At 65.6% G+C, this 15,668-nt stretch carries 16 protein-coding genes; 7 read left to right on the forward strand and 9 right to left on the reverse strand.

Translation table 11 applies throughout. From position 1 onward, the window contains the following. Positions 1-7 precede the first annotated feature (7 nt). The 5 genes from ACSFA3_RS05870 to phaC form a co-directional block, all read right to left on the reverse strand. Positions 8-1,177 (reverse strand): acyl-CoA dehydrogenase family protein, encoded by a 1,170-nt coding sequence (locus ACSFA3_RS05870; protein WP_435504434.1) that lies wholly within the window; start codon positions 1,175-1,177, stop codon positions 8-10. Positions 1,178-1,196: 19 nt separating this feature from the next. Beyond that, a complete protein-coding gene (locus ACSFA3_RS05875) occupies positions 1,197-2,075 on the reverse strand; it encodes an HTD2 family dehydratase (protein ID WP_435504435.1) in 879 nt (292 codons plus the stop codon). A gap of 5 nt (positions 2,076-2,080) precedes the next feature. After that, entirely contained in the window at positions 2,081-3,103 is a 1,023-nt protein-coding gene (locus tag ACSFA3_RS05880; RefSeq protein ID WP_435504436.1) for a tripartite tricarboxylate transporter substrate binding protein, read from the reverse strand. 130 nt (positions 3,104-3,233) lie between these two features. Next, entirely contained in the window at positions 3,234-4,412 is a 1,179-nt protein-coding gene (locus ACSFA3_RS05885; protein ID WP_435504437.1) for an acetyl-CoA C-acetyltransferase, read from the reverse strand. Between the two features lie 56 nt (positions 4,413-4,468). Then, on the reverse strand, positions 4,469-6,175 hold the full coding sequence (gene phaC, locus ACSFA3_RS05890; RefSeq protein WP_435504438.1) for a class I poly(R)-hydroxyalkanoic acid synthase: 1,707 nt from the start codon (positions 6,173-6,175) through the stop codon (positions 4,469-4,471). Positions 6,176-6,257: 82 nt separating this feature from the next. Between phaC and ACSFA3_RS05895 the strand changes: the two genes are divergently transcribed. Next, positions 6,258-6,566 (forward strand): hypothetical protein, encoded by a 309-nt coding sequence (locus ACSFA3_RS05895; protein ID WP_435504439.1) that lies wholly within the window; start codon positions 6,258-6,260, stop codon positions 6,564-6,566. On the opposite strand, the gene pgeF is transcribed toward ACSFA3_RS05895, so the two are convergent. Both pgeF and maiA read right to left on the reverse strand, forming a co-directional pair. Then, complete coding sequence (gene pgeF / locus ACSFA3_RS05900) at positions 6,480-7,283, reverse strand: peptidoglycan editing factor PgeF (protein ID WP_435504440.1); 804 nt, start codon at positions 7,281-7,283, stop codon at positions 6,480-6,482. The two genes, ACSFA3_RS05895 and pgeF, sit on opposite strands and share 87 nt — an antisense overlap. Next, the gene (gene maiA / locus ACSFA3_RS05905) at positions 7,270-7,920 is read right to left on the reverse strand and encodes a maleylacetoacetate isomerase (protein WP_435504979.1); all 651 of its coding nucleotides are present in this window, start codon (positions 7,918-7,920) and stop codon (positions 7,270-7,272) included. Before maiA ends, pgeF begins: the two co-directional genes overlap by 14 nt. A gap of 104 nt (positions 7,921-8,024) precedes the next feature. Between maiA and ACSFA3_RS05910 the strand changes: the two genes are divergently transcribed. Genes ACSFA3_RS05910 through ACSFA3_RS05930 form a run of 5 tightly spaced genes read left to right on the forward strand, consistent with a single transcriptional unit; the run spans position 8,025 to position 12,213 of the window. After that, positions 8,025-8,726, forward strand: a complete 702-nt coding sequence (locus ACSFA3_RS05910) for a fumarylacetoacetate hydrolase family protein (RefSeq protein WP_435504441.1) — start codon at positions 8,025-8,027, stop codon at positions 8,724-8,726. A gap of 7 nt (positions 8,727-8,733) precedes the next feature. Beyond that, positions 8,734-9,279 (forward strand): NUDIX hydrolase, encoded by a 546-nt coding sequence (locus ACSFA3_RS05915; protein ID WP_435504442.1) that lies wholly within the window; start codon positions 8,734-8,736, stop codon positions 9,277-9,279. Positions 9,280-9,308: 29 nt separating this feature from the next. Further along, entirely contained in the window at positions 9,309-9,797 is a 489-nt protein-coding gene (locus ACSFA3_RS05920; protein ID WP_435504443.1) for a CreA family protein, read from the forward strand. Between the two features lie 10 nt (positions 9,798-9,807). Continuing rightward, on the forward strand, positions 9,808-11,577 hold the full coding sequence (locus ACSFA3_RS05925; protein ID WP_435504444.1) for an ABC transporter ATP-binding protein: 1,770 nt from the start codon (positions 9,808-9,810) through the stop codon (positions 11,575-11,577). A 57-nt stretch (positions 11,578-11,634) separates the two neighbouring features. Then, positions 11,635-12,213 (forward strand): murein hydrolase activator EnvC family protein, encoded by a 579-nt coding sequence (locus ACSFA3_RS05930; RefSeq protein ID WP_435504445.1) that lies wholly within the window; start codon positions 11,635-11,637, stop codon positions 12,211-12,213. Between the two features lie 25 nt (positions 12,214-12,238). Here the strand turns inward: ACSFA3_RS05930 and ACSFA3_RS05935 are convergent, their stop codons facing one another. Further along, positions 12,239-13,540, reverse strand: coding sequence for a D-amino acid dehydrogenase (locus tag ACSFA3_RS05935; protein ID WP_435504446.1), 1,302 nt, complete (start codon positions 13,538-13,540; stop codon positions 12,239-12,241). Between the two features lie 139 nt (positions 13,541-13,679). Between ACSFA3_RS05935 and ACSFA3_RS05940 the strand changes: the two genes are divergently transcribed. Beyond that, positions 13,680-14,150: a winged helix-turn-helix transcriptional regulator gene (locus tag ACSFA3_RS05940; RefSeq protein ID WP_435504447.1), complete on the forward strand. Its 471-nt coding sequence runs from the start codon at positions 13,680-13,682 to the stop codon at positions 14,148-14,150. A 4-nt stretch (positions 14,151-14,154) separates the two neighbouring features. On the opposite strand, the gene ACSFA3_RS05945 is transcribed toward ACSFA3_RS05940, so the two are convergent. Further along, positions 14,155-15,576: an aminotransferase-like domain-containing protein gene (locus ACSFA3_RS05945; protein ID WP_435504448.1), complete on the reverse strand. Its 1,422-nt coding sequence runs from the start codon at positions 15,574-15,576 to the stop codon at positions 14,155-14,157. Positions 15,577-15,668: the final 92 nt, after the last annotated feature.

The following is a 15,668-nucleotide window of genomic DNA, read 5'->3' on the forward strand; positions in this document are numbered from 1 at the left end:
GTGCCGATCAGAACGAGCGTGGCAACCCGAGCAGGTGCTCGGCCACGTACGAGTAGATGAGGTTGGTCGAGATCGGCGCTACCTGGTAGAGCCGGGTTTCGCGGAACTTGCGCTCCACGTCGTATTCGCAGGCGAAGCCGAAGCCGCCATGCGTCTGCAGGCAGGTGTTGGCCGCTTCCCAGCTGGCCTTTGCCGCGAGGTACTTCGCCATGTTGGCTTCCGCGCCGCAGGGCTGGCCGGCGTCGAACAGCGCGCAGGCCTTGAAGCGCATCAGGTTGGCGGCTTCGGTCTCGATGTAATCGGCGGCAATGGGGAACTGCACGCCCTGGTTCTGGCCGATGGCGCGTCCGAAGACCTGACGGTCGCTCGCATAGTGGCGCGAGCGCTCGACGAACCAATAGGCGTCGCCGATGCATTCGGCGGCGATCAGCGTGCGCTCCGCGTTCAGGCCGTCGAGGATGTACTTGAAGCCCTTGCCTTCCTCGCCGATCAGGTTCTCGGCCGGTATCTCGAGGTTGTCGAAGAACACCTCGTTGGTCTCGTGATTCACCATATTGAGGATCGGCCGGACGGTCATGCCGTTGCCTATCGCCTGCTTCAGGTCGACGATGAAGATCGACATGCCTTCCGACTTCTTCTTCACTTCGGCGAGCGGCGTGGTGCGCGCCAGCAGGATCATCAGGTCGGAATGCTGGATGCGCGAGATCCACACCTTCTGGCCGTTGACGACGTAGCGGTCGCCCTTCTTCACCGCCGTGGTCTTGAGCTGCGTGGTGTCGGTGCCGGTGGTCGGCTCGGTCACGGCCATCGACTGCAGGCGAAGCTCGCCGGTCGCGATCTTCGGCAGGTATTGCTGCTTCTGCGCCTCGCTGCCGTGGCGCAGCAGCGTGCCCATGTTGTACATCTGGCCGTGGCAGGAGCCCGCGTTGCCGCCGGAGAAATTGATCTCTTCCATGATCACCGACGCTTCGGTCAGGCCGAGACCGGAGCCGCCGTATTCGGCCGGAATCAGCGCGGCGAGCCAGCCGGCATCGGTCAGTGCGGTGACGAAGGCTTCGGGATAGCCGCGCTCGTGATCGACTTTCTGCCAATAGGCGGAATCGAAATCGCGACACAGTGCGCGCATCGCTTCACGCAGTTCCTGATGGGCGTCGGGGGTGGGAATCTGGGTTTTCATGTCTGGACCGTTGTTCGTTTCAGGCGAGCGTCGCCGTCGCCTGCATCGTGAGCCAGCCGTCGGCGTCCTCGCCCCACAGGCTGAAGGTCTTGCCGTCGGCGTCTGTCGCGGTATCGGGCCGTCCGTGGAGCCTGAAAGGCGCAATATCGAAGGTCGGCCGCACCGCGCGGAATTCGAAGCGCGACAGCGTCGCCTCCGGCATCTGCCGGCGCAGCAGATCGACCAGCAGCGTGGCGATCAGCGGACCATGGACGATGAGGCCGGGATAGCCCTCGACCTCGGTCACGTAGCGCCGGTCGTAGTGGATGCGGTGGCCGTTGAAGGTCAGCGCCGAATAGCGGAACAGCAGAACGTCGTCCGGCACGATGCTGCGGCTGAACGCGGCGTCCTGCGGGGCGGGTGTCGGCGGCGGAGCGACCTCTCCGGGCGCGGCTGCGGCGCGGTAGACGATGTCGTGTTCCTCGGTCAGCGCAAGACCGCGCGCGTTGTGCAGTTCGTGCCGCACCAGCACGAAGATCAGCTCGCCCGTGCGCCCGGCCTTGTGCTTTACCGACGCGATGGTCGACACGCGTCGCACCGGATCGCCGACGCGCAGCGGATTGACCGCTTCCCACGTAATCCGTCCGCCTGCCCACATGCGGCGCGGCAACGGCACCGGCGGCAGGAATCCGCCGCGCCGGGCATGGCCGTCTTCGCCGATCTCGGATTGACGGTGGTGCGGCAGGAAGTAGAGCCAGTGCCAGAGTTCGGGCAGGCGCGTGCCGGCTTCCGGATCGGCATCGTCCCGGTCGAGCGTGGCCGACAACGCACGCACGGGCGCGGCGGTGATCCGGTCGTCGAGCGTCTCACTGCGGCCTTGCCAGGCTTGCAGGGCCTCGACTTCCTGGGTCGCGAGCATCGTCATCAGTCCACCGCCGCGCCGGAAGATTTCACGATCTGCGCCCACTTCGCGAGGTCGGTCTGCAGCAGCGCCGCGAACTGTTCAGGTGTGGTCGGCGCGGCGATCTCGACGCCCTGCTGCTCCAGCTTTTCGCGCAGGTCCGGTGCGGCGAGTGCCTTGCGTGTCGCGTCCTGCAGCGTCGTCTGCACCTCGGCCGGCAGACCGGCTGGCGCGAACAGACCGATCCACAGCGTGCCGTTGTAGCCAGGGACGGATTCCGCGATGGCGGGCACATCGGGCAGCGACGGCGTGCGCTTGTCGCCGCTCACTGCCAGCGCGCGAAGCTTGCCGCTCCGGATGTGCTGCAGGGCGGAAGGCAGGCTGGCGAAAAGTATCGGCAGTTGCCCGCCGATCACATCGTTGATGGCAGGCGCGACGCCCTTGTAAGGCACATGCTGCAGCTGGATGCCGGCCATGTTGTTGAGCATCTCGCCGAGCAGGTGGTTCAGCGTGCCGTTGCCGGCCGAGGCGAACTGCAGGTTGGCGTCCCTGCGCCTTGCCAGCACAAGGAATTCGCCCATCGATTTCGCCGGAAACGACGGGTTGACCAGCAACACGTTAGGCACTGCACCGATCAGCCCGACAGGGCGGAAATCCTTCACGGGATCGAAGCCCGGGTTCTTGTACAGAGCCGGGTTGATCGCCTGGCTGCTGCTGATCGTCATCAGCAGCGTGTAGCCGTCCTTCGGCGCCTTCGCCACGAGCTGCGTGCCGATGTTGCCGCCCGCGCCGGGCCGGTTGTCGACGACGACGCTTGCAGCCAGCACCTCGCCCAGCTTCTGACCGACCAGCCGGCCGACGATGTCGTTGGTCCCGCCTGCGGCCTGCGGAACCACCAGCGTGACGGGTCGGCTCGGGTAGCCGGCCTGTTGCGCCGTAGCGGGCACCGCGAACAGGCTACCCAGAAGCGCCGCGGCAAGCGCCAACGCCGTGGCGCCGGTCCAGCCGGCGCCACCGGTGCGACCGGCGAATGATCGAAGTCCCATGCGTTTGTCTCCAGTACATCGCATGGTGAACGGTCGGCGCGCGCTGCGCAATCTGCGAATGCGCAAGGGTGCCTTTCGTATTCGCGAAGGCTCCCCCCGGGGTTACCCTCCAGATACGCAACCGGGACGTTCAGCGCTCGATCGTCAGCGCCACGCCCATGCCGCCGCCGATGCACAGCGACGCGATGCCCTTCTTCGCATTGCTGCGCTGCATCTCATGCAGCAGCGTCACCAGGATGCGGCAGCCAGACGCGCCGATCGGATGGCCGATGGCGATGGCGCCGCCGTTCATGTTGACCTTGCTCACGTCCCAGCCCATCTCGCGGTTCACCGCACAGGCCTGCGCAGCAAAGGCTTCGTTGATTTCCAGCACGTCCAGGTCGGCGGCCTTCCAGCCCGCACGTTCCAGCGCCTTGGTCGACGCGGCGACCGGGCCCATGCCCATGATCGTCGGGTCGAGGCCGACGGTGGCGTAACTCGCGATGCGGCCGAGTGGCGTCAGGCCGAGCTGAGCGGCTTTCTTGGCGGTCATCACGACCACGGCGGCGGCGCCGTCGTTCAGGCCCGATGCGTTGCCCGCAGTCACGCTGCCGGCCTTGTCGAAGGCAGGACGCAGACCGGCCAGCACGTCGCCGGTCGATTTGCGGTTGATGAACTCGTCCTTGTCGAAGACCAGCGGATCACCCTTCTTCTGCGGAATGTGCACGCCGACGATCTCGTCCCTGAACTTGCCGGCGTCCTGCGCGGCTGCCGCCTTGGTCTGGCTGGCGAGCGCCAGTTCGTCCTGCATCGCGCGGGTGATTTCGTACTTCTTGGCCACGTTCTCGGCCGTGATGCCCATGTGGTACTGGTTGTAGACGTCCCAGAGGCCGTCGACGATCATGGTGTCGACCAGCTTCCAGTCGCCCATGCGCTGGCCGTTGCGCGAATTCGGCAGCACGTGCGGCGCAAGGCTCATGTTCTCCTGACCGCCGGCCACGACGATCTCGCTGTCGCCGGTCGCGACCGCCTGGGCGGCGAGCATCACCGCCTTCAAGCCGGAGCCGCACACCGCGTTGATGGTCAGCGCCGGGGTGATCTTGTCGATGCCGCTCTTCAGCAGCGCCTGGCGTGCCGGGTTCTGACCGACGCCTGCCGCGAGCACCTGGCCCATGATCACTTCACCGATCTGGTCGTTGCCGAGCTTCGCGCGCGCCAGCACCTCTCTGATGACGAGCGAGCCGAGTTCGGTCGCGGCAATGCCCGCGAGCGACCCGCCGAATTTGCCGACTGCGGTGCGTGCGGCCGAAACGATGACGATGTCTTCCATGGAGTTCTCCGTTGCTTTGCTTGGTTTGAATTTTTAATGGGAAAGAGAGCGCGCTGTCAGGCACGCTCCTTGACATAGCGGCCCGGTGCCGGCTCTGTCGCCTTGTAGCTGCGGCCCTTGCCGTAGTTCTTCGGTGCAGCGATCTGCTTGCCGGCATTGCCCTTGAGCCACTGCGACCAGTCGGTCCACCAGCTGCCCGGATGCTCGACCGCCGTCTTCTGCCATTCGGCCTGCGACGCCGGCAGCTTGCCGTCTTCGCGGATCCAGTGGCTGCGCTTCTTCTTGGCCGGCGGATTGATCACGCCGGCGATGTGGCCCGATGCGCCCATCACGAAGCGCTTCTTGCCAGTCAGGAGCCGCGTCGATGCATAGGCGCCTTCGATCGGCACGATGTGGTCTTCGCGCGAGCCGTAGATGTAGGCCGGAATGTCGATGCTGCCGAGGTCGATCTTCTCGCCGCAGACGGTGAGTGCGCCAGGCTCGGCGAGCTTGTTCTCGAGATAGGTGTTGCGCAGATACCAGGCATAGAACGGACCCGGCAGGTTCGTCGAATCGCAGTTCCAGTACAGCAGGTCGAACGGCGGCGGCGTCTCGCCCTTCAGGTAGTTGCCGACGACGTAGTTCCAGACCAGATCGTTCGGACGCAGGAAGCTGAAGGTCGATGCCAGGTCGCCACCCGGCAGCAGGCCGCCCTTGCCCATCTGCATCTCGCGGTAATTGACCATCTGCTCGTCGATGAAGATGTCGAGGATGCCGGTGTCGGTGAAATCCAGCAGCGTGGTCAGCAGCGTGACCGACGCTACCGGCTTCTCGCCGCGCGCAGCCAGCACCGACAGCGCGGTGCCGAGGATCGTGCCGCCGACGCAGAAGCCCAGCGCGTTGATCTTGCTGTCGGGACCGTCGCCGGCGATTTCCTGCGTGACATGGATCGCCTTGATCGCGGCGTCTTCGATGTACTGGTCCCAGGTGTAGCTGCCCATCGACTCGTTCGGATTGCGCCAGCTCACAACGAACACGCGATGTCCCTGCTCGACCGCATAGCGGATCAGCGAGTTCTCGGGCTGCAGATCGAGGATGTAGAACTTGTTGATGCACGGCGGCACCAGCAGGAACGGCCGCTCGTAGACCTTGGCTGTCAGCGGCTTGTATTCGAGCAGCTGGAACAGTTCGTTCTCGAACACCACGGCGCCTTCGGTGGTCGCGACATTGCGTCCCACTTCGAATGCGCTTTCGTCGGTCATGCTCAGGTGACCCTGGCGGATGTCGTGGATCAGGTTCTGCATGCCCTTGGCGATGCTTTCGCCCTGGCTTTCGAGCGCCTTCTTCTGCGCCTCGGCGTTGAAGGCGAGCGAATTGCTCGGCGACGTCGCGGCCAGCCACTGCTCGATCGCGAAGCGCAGCCGGGAGCGGGTCTTGACGTCGGTCTCGACCGCGTCGGCCATGCCGAGCAAGGTACGGGCGTTGAGCAGATAAACCGCCGCCGAGAAGGACGAAAGCGGATTCCCGCTCCAGGCTTCGGAAGCGAAGCGCCGGTCGCCGACCGGTTTGATCGCAGCGCCCTGGCGCCACAGCTCGGTGACTTCGGAAACGTACTGCGCCTGGATCTCCTTGAGCTTTTCGGGAGCCAGGGAGAATTTCGGCATCTCGGCGGCGCCCCCGCTACCCGCACTGTCCTTGAACGACGCCATGGCCTTCTGCCAACCCTCCGTCAGCGCCTGCTGGAACGGCCCGAAGGCCTCTGTGGCCGTGGCCTGCTGGTTCATCGTGTCTCCTCGATCATCACCCTGCACGGGTTTGTTGCGGCTTTTGAAAGTATCCTGCATACCCGGACCAACCCAGCTTCTCATGCATATCGTCGTCATCGCCTGGCTCTACGTCGCCCTGATGATGGCGATCGCCGAAGCAACCAGCACCACCGGAACCGTCCTCGGCGCCGTGTTCACCTTTGTACTCTATGGCGTGGCGCCCGTCGCATTGGTGGTTTACCTGATAAGCACGCCGGCTCGGCGACGAAAGCTCCGCGAACGCGAGCTCGCGGCGCAGGAAGCGGCCCGCAGCGCCGCACGCTCAGCCGCCGTCGTCGTTGCCGTCGAGCCAGATGCAGGCAGCGAAGCGGCCGCTGACGCCGTCGCGCCGGTGCGAAAAGAAACGTAACGGACTTCGCACGGTGCACCAGGCATCGCTGCCGTCGTTGCCGTGTATGGCAACGACGCCCGCCGCACGCAGCCGCTGACGGGCCAGCGCCGGAAGATCGGCCCACCATTTGCCGCGCTCGCCTGTCGCTCGGAAGCAGTCTGCGGCTTCGGGCGTCGACACCACGAAAGCCGCTCTTACCTCGTCACCGACCTCGAAGGAGTGCGGACCGATGCATGGTCCGAGCCACGCGACCGGAGACTCGACGTCGAGTTCGATCAACGTGCGCTCCAGAACACCCGCCGCAAGCCCGCGCCAGCCAGCGTGTGCAGCCGCGACGCGCGCACCGCTCGCATCCGCGAACAGCACCGGCAGACAGTCGGCCACCATGATCGTGCACGCCAGTCCGGTCGCGGGCGCGGCCGCCATGCACGCATCCGCAACGGCACCGTCGTGCGACGCGGCATCGTGCGAATCGAGCGCCAGCACATCCGTCCCATGGACCTGCTGCAGAAAAACCGGACGCACGCCGATCGCGTCGCGCAGCACTGCGCGATTGCGCAAGACATCGGTCGGCGCATCGCCGACATGCAGACCGAGGTTGAGCCCCTCGTACGGCCCGCCGGAAAAGCCGCCTGCGCGGGTCGTGCACAACGCCTTCACATTGCCCGGCACAGGCCAGTCGGGAATCAGCCAGTCCGACGGGATCTCGACGCTTCCCATATCAGGATTGCGCATCGGGACAGCGCGACGGATGCGCGCGCTGGAAGGCGTCGAGCTGCACTGCCGCTTCGTACGCCGCCATCGTGCGTGGCAAGCCGCCGAGCTCGCATTCGAAGCGCTGGGCGTTGAAGATCTGCGGCACGAGGCAGCAATCGGCCAACGTCGGCGTGTCGCCGTAGCAAAAGCGACCGGCCGGGCGTTGGGCAAGCTGCCGCTCGAAGCCCTCGAGACCCTCTCGCACCCAGTGCCGATACCAGGCGAGCTTTGCCGCCTCATCCGCCTTCAGTTCGCCAACCAGGTATTTGAGAACTCGCAGGTTGTTGACCGGATGGATCTCGCAGGCGATCGTCTGCGCAAGCGCACGCACGTGTGCACGACCTGCGGCATCGGGTGGCAGCAAAGGCGATGCGGGATGGGTCTCGTCGAGGTATTCGAGGATCGCCAGCGACTGCGAAAAACGCTCGACACCGGACTCGGACTGCACCTCCAGCAGCGGCAGCAAGCGGTCAGGCGACAGGTCGGCATACGGCGGCTGCAGCTGCTCGCCGCGCACCAGATGAACCGGCGCGTAGTCGTAGGGCAGTCCCTTGATCTCGAGCGCGATGCGCACGCGGTAGGACGACGACGAACGGAAGTAGTTGTACAGCTTCATCATGGCGCCGAGCATAGCTGCGACGATCTGCTCCGGGTTGCGGCGGGCAGCGGCCTTTCTCCTCTGGCACACTGCCGTTCCAGCTTGAATCAGGACGAAAACCAATGTCTTCCGCGTACGTGTTCCCTCCGGCGCCCGTGGTGTCGATTCCCGTGGTCGGCCAGAGCGCCGGCTTTCCGGTGCACCGCATCTACTGCGTGGGCCGCAATTACGAGGACCATGCCAGGGAGATGGGCTTCACCGGTCGCGAGGCGCCCTTCTTCTTCATGAAGGCGGCCGATGCGGTTCGTTTCGTCGGCGAGGGCGAGACCGGCAGCATGGCCTACCCGACGCTGACGAAGAACCTCCACCACGAAATCGAGCTGGTCGCGGCCATCGGCACAGGCGGCAAGAACATCGCCGCGGCCGATGCGCACAAGCACATCTACGGCTACGCGGTCGGCCTCGACATGACGCGCCGCGATCTGCAGAACGAGATGAAGAAACAGGGCCGCCCGTGGGAGATCGGCAAGGCTTTCGAGCAGAGCGCGCCGATCGGTCCCATCGTCCAGGTGGCGGACGCCGGCGACGTCGAAAAGGCCGAGATCGCCTTGCAGGTCAACGGCACCGACCGCCAGCGCAGCAACGTGAGCAAGCTGATCTGGAGCATCGCCGAGACCATCGAGCATCTATCGGCAGCCTGGGAGCTGCAACCCGGCGACCTGATCTTCACGGGTACGCCCGAAGGCGTCGCGGCCGTGGTGGCCGGCGACACGCTGGTCGGTACGGTCGCCGGCCTGCCGACACTGACCGTCAAGATCGGCTGAGCGCGCCGTGCACCTGCCCATCAAGCATTGCAGGAACTGCGGCACCGCCGTGGTCTACAGGGTGCCCGACGACGGCGACACGCGCGAGCGGGCCGTATGCCCGGCGTGCCACACGATCCACTACGAGAACCCGAACAACGTGGTCGGAACGATCCCCGTGCTCGGCGACCGCGTGTTGCTGTGCAAGCGCAACATCGAGCCGCGCAAGGGCAAATGGACGCTGCCGGCCGGCTTCATGGAGCTGAACGAGTCGACGGCGCAAGGTGCGGCCCGCGAGACGGTCGAAGAGGCCGGCGCAGAGTTCGAGATCGAGGGCCTGTTCGCGGTGATGAGCGTCATCAAGGTCGGCCAGGTGCATCTGTTCTATCGCGCCCGGCTGCTGAACGAGGTTTTCGACCCCGGCCACGAGACGATGGAGGCGAAGCTGTTCACCGAGGAAGAGATTCCCTGGGAAGAGATCGCCTTCCGCACCGTGCGCGAGGCGCTGCGCTTCTATTTCGACGACCGTCGGCGCGGCAGCTTCGATCGCGTCCACACGCTCGATTTCGACTGATCCGATTCATTTTTCGTCCCAAGGTTTTCATGACGCATCGCGCGCTTCTTCTCTCCATCGCCTGCTTCTGCGCCGCGATGGGCACCGCAGTCTCCGCCGGCGCGGAGCAGGTCGGCGAGGTCGACACGGCCTTCAAGCTGATCGGCCCCGATCACAAGGTCGTCGTCGACGCCTACGACGACCCGAAGGTGCCGGGCATGACCTGCTACGTCTCGCGCGCCAAGACCGGCGGCATCAAGGGCGCCGTCGGACTGGCCGAAGACAAGGCCGAAGCATCGATCGCCTGCCGCCAGGTCGGTCCGGTGTCTTTCACCGAGCCGCTCAAGCAGAGCGAAGAGGTGTTCAGCGAACGCCAGTCGATCCTGTTCAAGCGCCTTCGCGTGGTGCGCATGGTCGACGCCAAGCGCAACACGCTGATCTATCTCTCGTATTCCGACCGGCTGGTCGACGGCTCGCCGCAGAACAGCGTCACCGCCGTGCCGGTGGACCGCGCGATGCCGATTCCGTTGAAGAAGTAAGCAGCAACCGATGGTCGGTGCCGCAGCCGGTGCTCCAGGCAATGCCATCCGCGAGCTGTATGGCGCGCTGTGGCATTACGCGGCAGGCGCCCGCCGGCAGTTCATCGGCGCCACCGCCCTGCTGACTTCGTCGCAACTGCTGCGGCTGACGATGCCCTGGCTCGCCGGTCAGGCGATCAACGCGCTGCAGGCCGGCAGCCTGTCGGCGTCGGCGCGCTGGATCGGTGCGCTGGCCGGCATCTACGTGATGTCGTGGGCGGTGCATGGGCCGGGACGCATCCTGGAACGCAATGTCGGCGTGCGCGTGCGGGAATCGCTCGCGGACGACCTTTACGGACGCATCGCCTCGGCGCCGCTGGTGTGGCACGACGGCCATCATTCGGGCGAACTGCAGCACCGCGTGCACCAGGCCAGCAAGGCGCTGTCGGACTTCGCGCAGAACCAGTTCATCTACCTGACGAACGTCGTCAATTTCATCGGCCCGCTGGTGGCGCTGACACTGCTCGCGCGCTCGGCTGGCGGGTTGGCGATTGCGGGTTATGTGCTGATCGGCGTCATCGTCCTGAAGTTCGACCGTGCGCTGATGCGCCTCGCGCGTACCGAAAACGATGCCGACCGTCGCTATGTGTCGGCGCTGCTCGATTTCCTCGGCAACGCGTCGACGGTGATCGGCCTGCGCCTGCAGGCAGCTTCGCGCAAATTGCTGCGCCGGCGAATGGAAGCGATTTCCTTGCCGCTCAAGCGCACCGTGGTCCTCAACGAAGGCAAATGGTTCGCGGTCGACATGATGGGAATGGCGCTGACGTGGGGACTGGTCGTGCTCTACGTCTGGCAGGCTCAGGCCCCGGGGCAGGCGGTAATGCTCGGCTCTGTCTTCATGATCCATCAGTATGCGCAGCAGGCCGCGGGCGTGGTGTCGTCGATGGCGGCAAACTTCCAGTTCTTCGCGCGCATGCACACCGACTACGGCAGCGCGGCGCCGATCTGGGAAGCACCGATCGGTGCCGCGCAGAAGCCTGTCGATGCAGGTGCGGACTGGACCGAGCTTTCCATCACAGGCCTGGCCTGGCATTACGCGCCACGCGGCGAAGTACCGGCCGAGAGCGGTGTGCACAGCGGACTGCACGACGTTGCGCTGACGCTGCGCCGGGGCCAGCGCATCGCGCTGGTGGGCCCGAGTGGCGGCGGCAAGAGCACGCTGCTGCGCCTGCTGGCCGGTCTGTATGCACCAGGCGCGGGAACGCTCGCGATCGAAGGCCGACCTGTCGACTGGCCGCGCCTGCGTCAGCTCGCCACGCTGATTCCGCAGGAAACCGAAGTTTTCGAAGCCAGCCTGCGCGAGAACCTGACCTTCGGCGAGCCCGCGGAAGACGCGGCGCTGCAGGCTGCCCTGCATACCAGTGCATTCGACGAAGTGCTTGCGGCGACGCGCGGCGATCTGGACACGCTGATTTCCGAGCGCGGGTTCAATCTTTCGGGCGGACAGCGCCAGCGGCTGTGCCTGGCGCGCGGCGTGCTGGCGGCGCACGGAAGCTCGTTGCTGCTGCTCGACGAGCCGACGAGTGCGCTCGACGCAGGCACCGAATCGCGTGTGCTGCAGCGCATCGCAGCGGCTTTTCCACAGGCCTGCCTGATCGCGTCGATCCATCGGCTGAGCCTGCTGGACCGCTTCGATACAGTGGTGCTGATGGAAGGCGGTCGCGTGCTCGACTTCGGTCCGCGCGATGCGGTCCTGGCCCGCCAACCTCTGCTGCAGCGCATGGTCGCGCCGTCGGTCTAGAACCGTAGTTCAATCACCCGCGGAACCCGTTCTCCGCACATTTGTTCCAATTGCACGATGCAAGCCCACCGAATCCCCAGCTTTCTTCCACGCCCGGCCGCATGGGGCGCCGTCGTCCTGGCCGCGACGCTCGCCGCCTGCACGTCCAACGTGCCGCTGACTTCGCAGTATCCGACGCCGCCCCGCAGGGTGAGTCCGACGTTGAACACGCTGCCGTCGCCGACACCGCAATACCAGGCGCCCCAGCCGCAGCCGACCCAGCCGCCGGCTGCTTTCCTGCGGCCGGCGCCCGGCCCCACGCTGGCGCGCTTCGACGGCAACAAGAACAAGGGGCTGGACATCGCGGGAAATCTGGGCGACCCGATCCTCGCTGCCGCGGACGGACGGGTTGTGTATGTCGGCGGTCAGTTGCGCGGCTACGGCAACATGGTGATCGTGAAGCACGACGACACCTTCCTCACGGCCTACGCACACACGCAGACGATCTTCGTGAAGGAGAACGACGCGGTGCAGAAGGGCCAGAAGATCGCCGAGATGGGCCAGAGCGACACCGACCGCGTCAAGCTGCACTTCGAAGTGCGCAAGAACGGCACGGCTGTCGACCCGGAGCCCTATCTGAACGGCCAGCTGCGCTGATCGTTCAAGACCGGATCAGCCCGGGTCAGCTGGTGCGGGCGCCGAGGTGCTGCGCCGGCATCGTCCGGCGCGGAACGGAGCCGTAGCGGTCAATGCCCAGGCCGTCGGTGCTGATTTCCGGACGCTGACCGGTCACCAGATCGGCAATCAGCTTGCCGGAACCGCAGGCCATCGTCCAGCCAAGCGTCCCGTGGCCGGTGTTGAGGAACAGATTCGGATAGCGGGTGGCGCCGACGATGGGTGTGCTGTCGGGCGTCATCGGGCGCAGGCCGGTCCAGAAAGTGGCGCGCGATACATCGCCGCCCGGGAACAGATCGTTGACGACCAGTTCCAGCGTCGCGCGGCGCGCCGGGTTCAGGCGGAGGTCGTAGCCGCCGAGTTCGGCCATGCCGCCGACGCGGATGCGGTCGTCGAAGCGCGTGACCGCGATCTTGTAGGTCTCGTCGAGCACGGTCGACTGCGGAGCGAGCGCCGGATCGACCAGCGGAACCGTCAGCGAGTAACCCTTGACCGGGTACACCGGCAGGTCGATGCCGAGCGGTGCCAGCGACTGGCGCGAGTAGCTGCCGAAAGCCATCACGAACCGGTCCGCCTTCAGGATCTGGCCGTTGACGCGCGCGCCGACGATGCGCCCGCCTTCCACCGTCAATCCGTCGACCTTCTGGTTGAAGCGAAGGTCCACGCCCAGTTTGCGTGCCAGGTCGGCCAGCTGATTGGTGAACATGTGGCAATCGCCGGTTTCGTCGTTCGGCAGGCGAAGACCGCCCACCAGCCGGTCGCGCGCCTGGGCCAGACCGGGCTCGGCCCGGGTCAGCTGGTCGCGCGTCAGCAGTTCGAAGGGCACGTTGCATTCGCGCAGCACGTCGATGTCGCGCTGGACCGCATCGAGCTGCGCCTGCGTGCGGAACAGCTGCAGCGTGCCGCCGGTGCGCTGCTCATAGCTGATACCGGTATCGGCACGAAGCTGCTGCAGGCAGGTGCGGCTGTATTCGGCCACACGCATCATGCGTTCCTTGTTGACGGCATAGCGCTCCGGCGAGCAGTTGCGCAACATCTGCGCCATCCAGCGCAGCTGGAACAGGCTGCCGTCGAGACGGATCGCGAGCGGCGCATGTTTCTGGAACATCCACTTCATCGCCTTCAGCGGAATCCCGGGCGCGGCCCAAGGGGTCGAGTAGCCCGGCGACACCTGGCCGGCGTTCGCGAAGCTGGTTTCCAGCGCCGGACCTTCCTGCCGATCGAGCACGGTGACCTCCGCGCCGGAGCGCGCCAGGTAGTACGCCGTGCTGATGCCGATGACACCGCCGCCCAGGACAAGGACTTTCATTGGGGAACCTCTCGAACGAAGTAAATTTCGACAAATTTAGGCGGAAAGATCCCGTAAATTCGACTGTTCTTTCGGTGCGCCGCAGTGAAATTAACTGTTCTTTTGGTGCATCCCGAACAAGTGGAGTGAAAAAACCCGCATGACTGCCAACATCGACCGGACCGACCGGAAAATCCTCGACATCCTCCAGCGGCAGGGCCGAATTTCGATGACCGAACTGGCCGAGCAGATCGGCCTCTCGACCTCGCCATGCACCGAACGCGTGAAGCGCATGGAACGCGACGGCGTCATCACCGGCTACCACGCGCGGCTGTCGCCGGTGGCGCTCGGCAAGACGCTGCTGGTGTTCGTCGAGATCAAGCTGGCGTCGAAATCCGACGAGGTATTCGAGAAGGTTCGCAAGGAACTGCTGCACGTTCCGGACGTACAGGAATGCCATCTCGTCTCCGGCGGTTTCGACTATCTGGTGAAGGCGCGTCTCGGCGGCATGAGCGAATACCGCCGGCTGCTCGGCGACGTGTTGAAGAAGTTGCCGGTGGAGGCGGAATCGCACAGCTACATCGTGATGGAAGAGATCAAGGAGACGATGGCGCTGGTGGTGGACCGGTAGCTGACTAGCCGGCCAGCTCCAGGCCCTGGCCCTGCTGCGCGATGCTGCGCTCCAGAAAGCGCCAGAGCCGCTCGTCCTCGCAGAAGGCGACGTTGAACCGCAGCCAGCCGGTCGGGCGCGGATTCACCAGGAACAGCTGGCCCGGGCCGAGCATGATGCCCTCGCTGGTCGCCCGGGTGGAAAGCTCGGCGCCGTCGGCGATGTCCGGATGCCGCGCCCACAGATACATGCCGGCGGCGGGTTCGACGAACAGCTCGAAACCCAGTCCGCTCAGCCGGTGCGCCACCTGTCCGTGCGCCTGCGCCAGTCGCTCGCGCAGCGATTTCAGGTGCTTGCGCCAGCGGCCGTCGGTGACGACGCTGAAAGCCAGCCGCTCGGTGATGTCCGACGAGGTCAGACCCGACACCATCTTCAACTGGGCCAGGTCCGCCAGCAACTCCGGCTGCGCGACGACATAGCCGACCCGGATGTTCGGCGAAATGGTCTTCGAGAAGCTCCCGACGTAGACCACCTGCCGCAGCTGCGCCAGACTAGCGAGCGACGGCCGCATCGAGGCGTCCATGTCGGCGTAGATGTCGTTCTCGACCAGCACGAAGTCGTGCGCCTGTGCGAGTTGCAGCAGGCGCACGAGTTGCGGCATCGACGCCATCGAGCAGGTCGGGCTCTGCAGACGCGGTTGCGTGAAGAACGCCTTCGGTTTGTGCTGCGACAGCAACGCTTCCAGTGCCGGCAGGTCGTAGCCATGCGGCGTGCGCGGAACGCCGATGAGTTCGACGCCGAGGAAGCGCAGCATGAACATCAGGTTCGGATAGCCCGGATCGTCGACCAGCACCGCGTCGCCGGGCTTGAGCAGGCGGCGTGCCACCAGGTCCAGCGCCTGACTCGACCCCTGCGTGAGCAGCACCTGGTCGGCGTCGACCACGATCTGGTGCTCTGAGAGAGATTCGGCCACCGCCATGCGCAGCGCCATGTGGCCGAATGGCAGTCCATAGCCGCCGATGTCGGTACCTTCGGAAGCCAGATGGCGCAGGCTGCGGCGCATGCCGTCCTCGAACAGCCAGTCGTGCGGCAGCCAGCCGCAGCCGGGCTTCAGCGGCAGGTTGCGGTTCTCGAAGATCTGCTGCAGATACCAGCGGGCGTCGAAGCGCGGATCGGCACGCGGCGCGACCGCCGCGCCGGCACCGTCTTCGCTGCGCCGCTTGACGAAGAAGCCCGAATTCGCCCGCGACACCAGCAGACCCTGCGCCACCAGACGGTCGTAGGCCTCGACAACGGTGAACACGCTGACGCCGTGCGAGGCAGCGAAGGCGCGGATCGACGGCAGTTTGGTTTCGGGCTTCAGCCGCTGGCTGCCGATCAGCCCGCGCAGACCCTCGACGATCTGGCTGACCAGCGGCGTGGGGAGATCGGGGCGAAGAATCAGCATTGATGTGGCCCGATGTGCAGGAATGCACCATATTGAGGAAACCATGTACAGGATACAAGACCTGTACAGTCCACAAAAGCATCGTCGCGGGT

It is taken from the genome of Variovorax glucosi (assembly GCF_051216695.1).
Classification (GTDB): Bacteria; Pseudomonadota; Gammaproteobacteria; order Burkholderiales; family Burkholderiaceae_C; genus Variovorax.

Coding starts and splice junctions, on each gene's coding strand:
- ACSFA3_RS05870 (WP_435504434.1), bottom strand. CDS start 1,177: ATGAAAACCCAGATTCCCACCCCCGACGCCCATCAGGAACTGCGTGAA.
- ACSFA3_RS05875 (WP_435504435.1), bottom strand. CDS start 2,075: ATGCTCGCGACCCAGGAAGTCGAGGCCCTGCAAGCCTGGCAAGGCCGC.
- ACSFA3_RS05880 (WP_435504436.1), bottom strand. CDS start 3,103: ATGGGACTTCGATCATTCGCCGGTCGCACCGGTGGCGCCGGCTGGACC.
- ACSFA3_RS05885 (WP_435504437.1), bottom strand. CDS start 4,412: ATGGAAGACATCGTCATCGTTTCGGCCGCACGCACCGCAGTCGGCAAA.
- phaC (WP_435504438.1), bottom strand. CDS start 6,175: ATGAACCAGCAGGCCACGGCCACAGAGGCCTTCGGGCCGTTCCAGCAG.
- ACSFA3_RS05895 (WP_435504439.1), top strand. CDS start 6,258: ATGCATATCGTCGTCATCGCCTGGCTCTACGTCGCCCTGATGATGGCG.
- pgeF (WP_435504440.1), bottom strand. CDS start 7,283: ATGCGCAATCCTGATATGGGAAGCGTCGAGATCCCGTCGGACTGGCTG.
- maiA (WP_435504979.1), bottom strand. CDS start 7,920: ATGAAGCTGTACAACTACTTCCGTTCGTCGTCGTCCTACCGCGTGCGC.
- ACSFA3_RS05910 (WP_435504441.1), top strand. CDS start 8,025: ATGTCTTCCGCGTACGTGTTCCCTCCGGCGCCCGTGGTGTCGATTCCC.
- ACSFA3_RS05920 (WP_435504443.1), top strand. CDS start 9,309: ATGACGCATCGCGCGCTTCTTCTCTCCATCGCCTGCTTCTGCGCCGCG.
- ACSFA3_RS05925 (WP_435504444.1), top strand. CDS start 9,808: ATGGTCGGTGCCGCAGCCGGTGCTCCAGGCAATGCCATCCGCGAGCTG.
- ACSFA3_RS05930 (WP_435504445.1), top strand. CDS start 11,635: ATGCAAGCCCACCGAATCCCCAGCTTTCTTCCACGCCCGGCCGCATGG.
- ACSFA3_RS05935 (WP_435504446.1), bottom strand. CDS start 13,540: ATGAAAGTCCTTGTCCTGGGCGGCGGTGTCATCGGCATCAGCACGGCG.
- ACSFA3_RS05940 (WP_435504447.1), top strand. CDS start 13,680: ATGACTGCCAACATCGACCGGACCGACCGGAAAATCCTCGACATCCTC.
- ACSFA3_RS05945 (WP_435504448.1), bottom strand. CDS start 15,576: ATGCTGATTCTTCGCCCCGATCTCCCCACGCCGCTGGTCAGCCAGATC.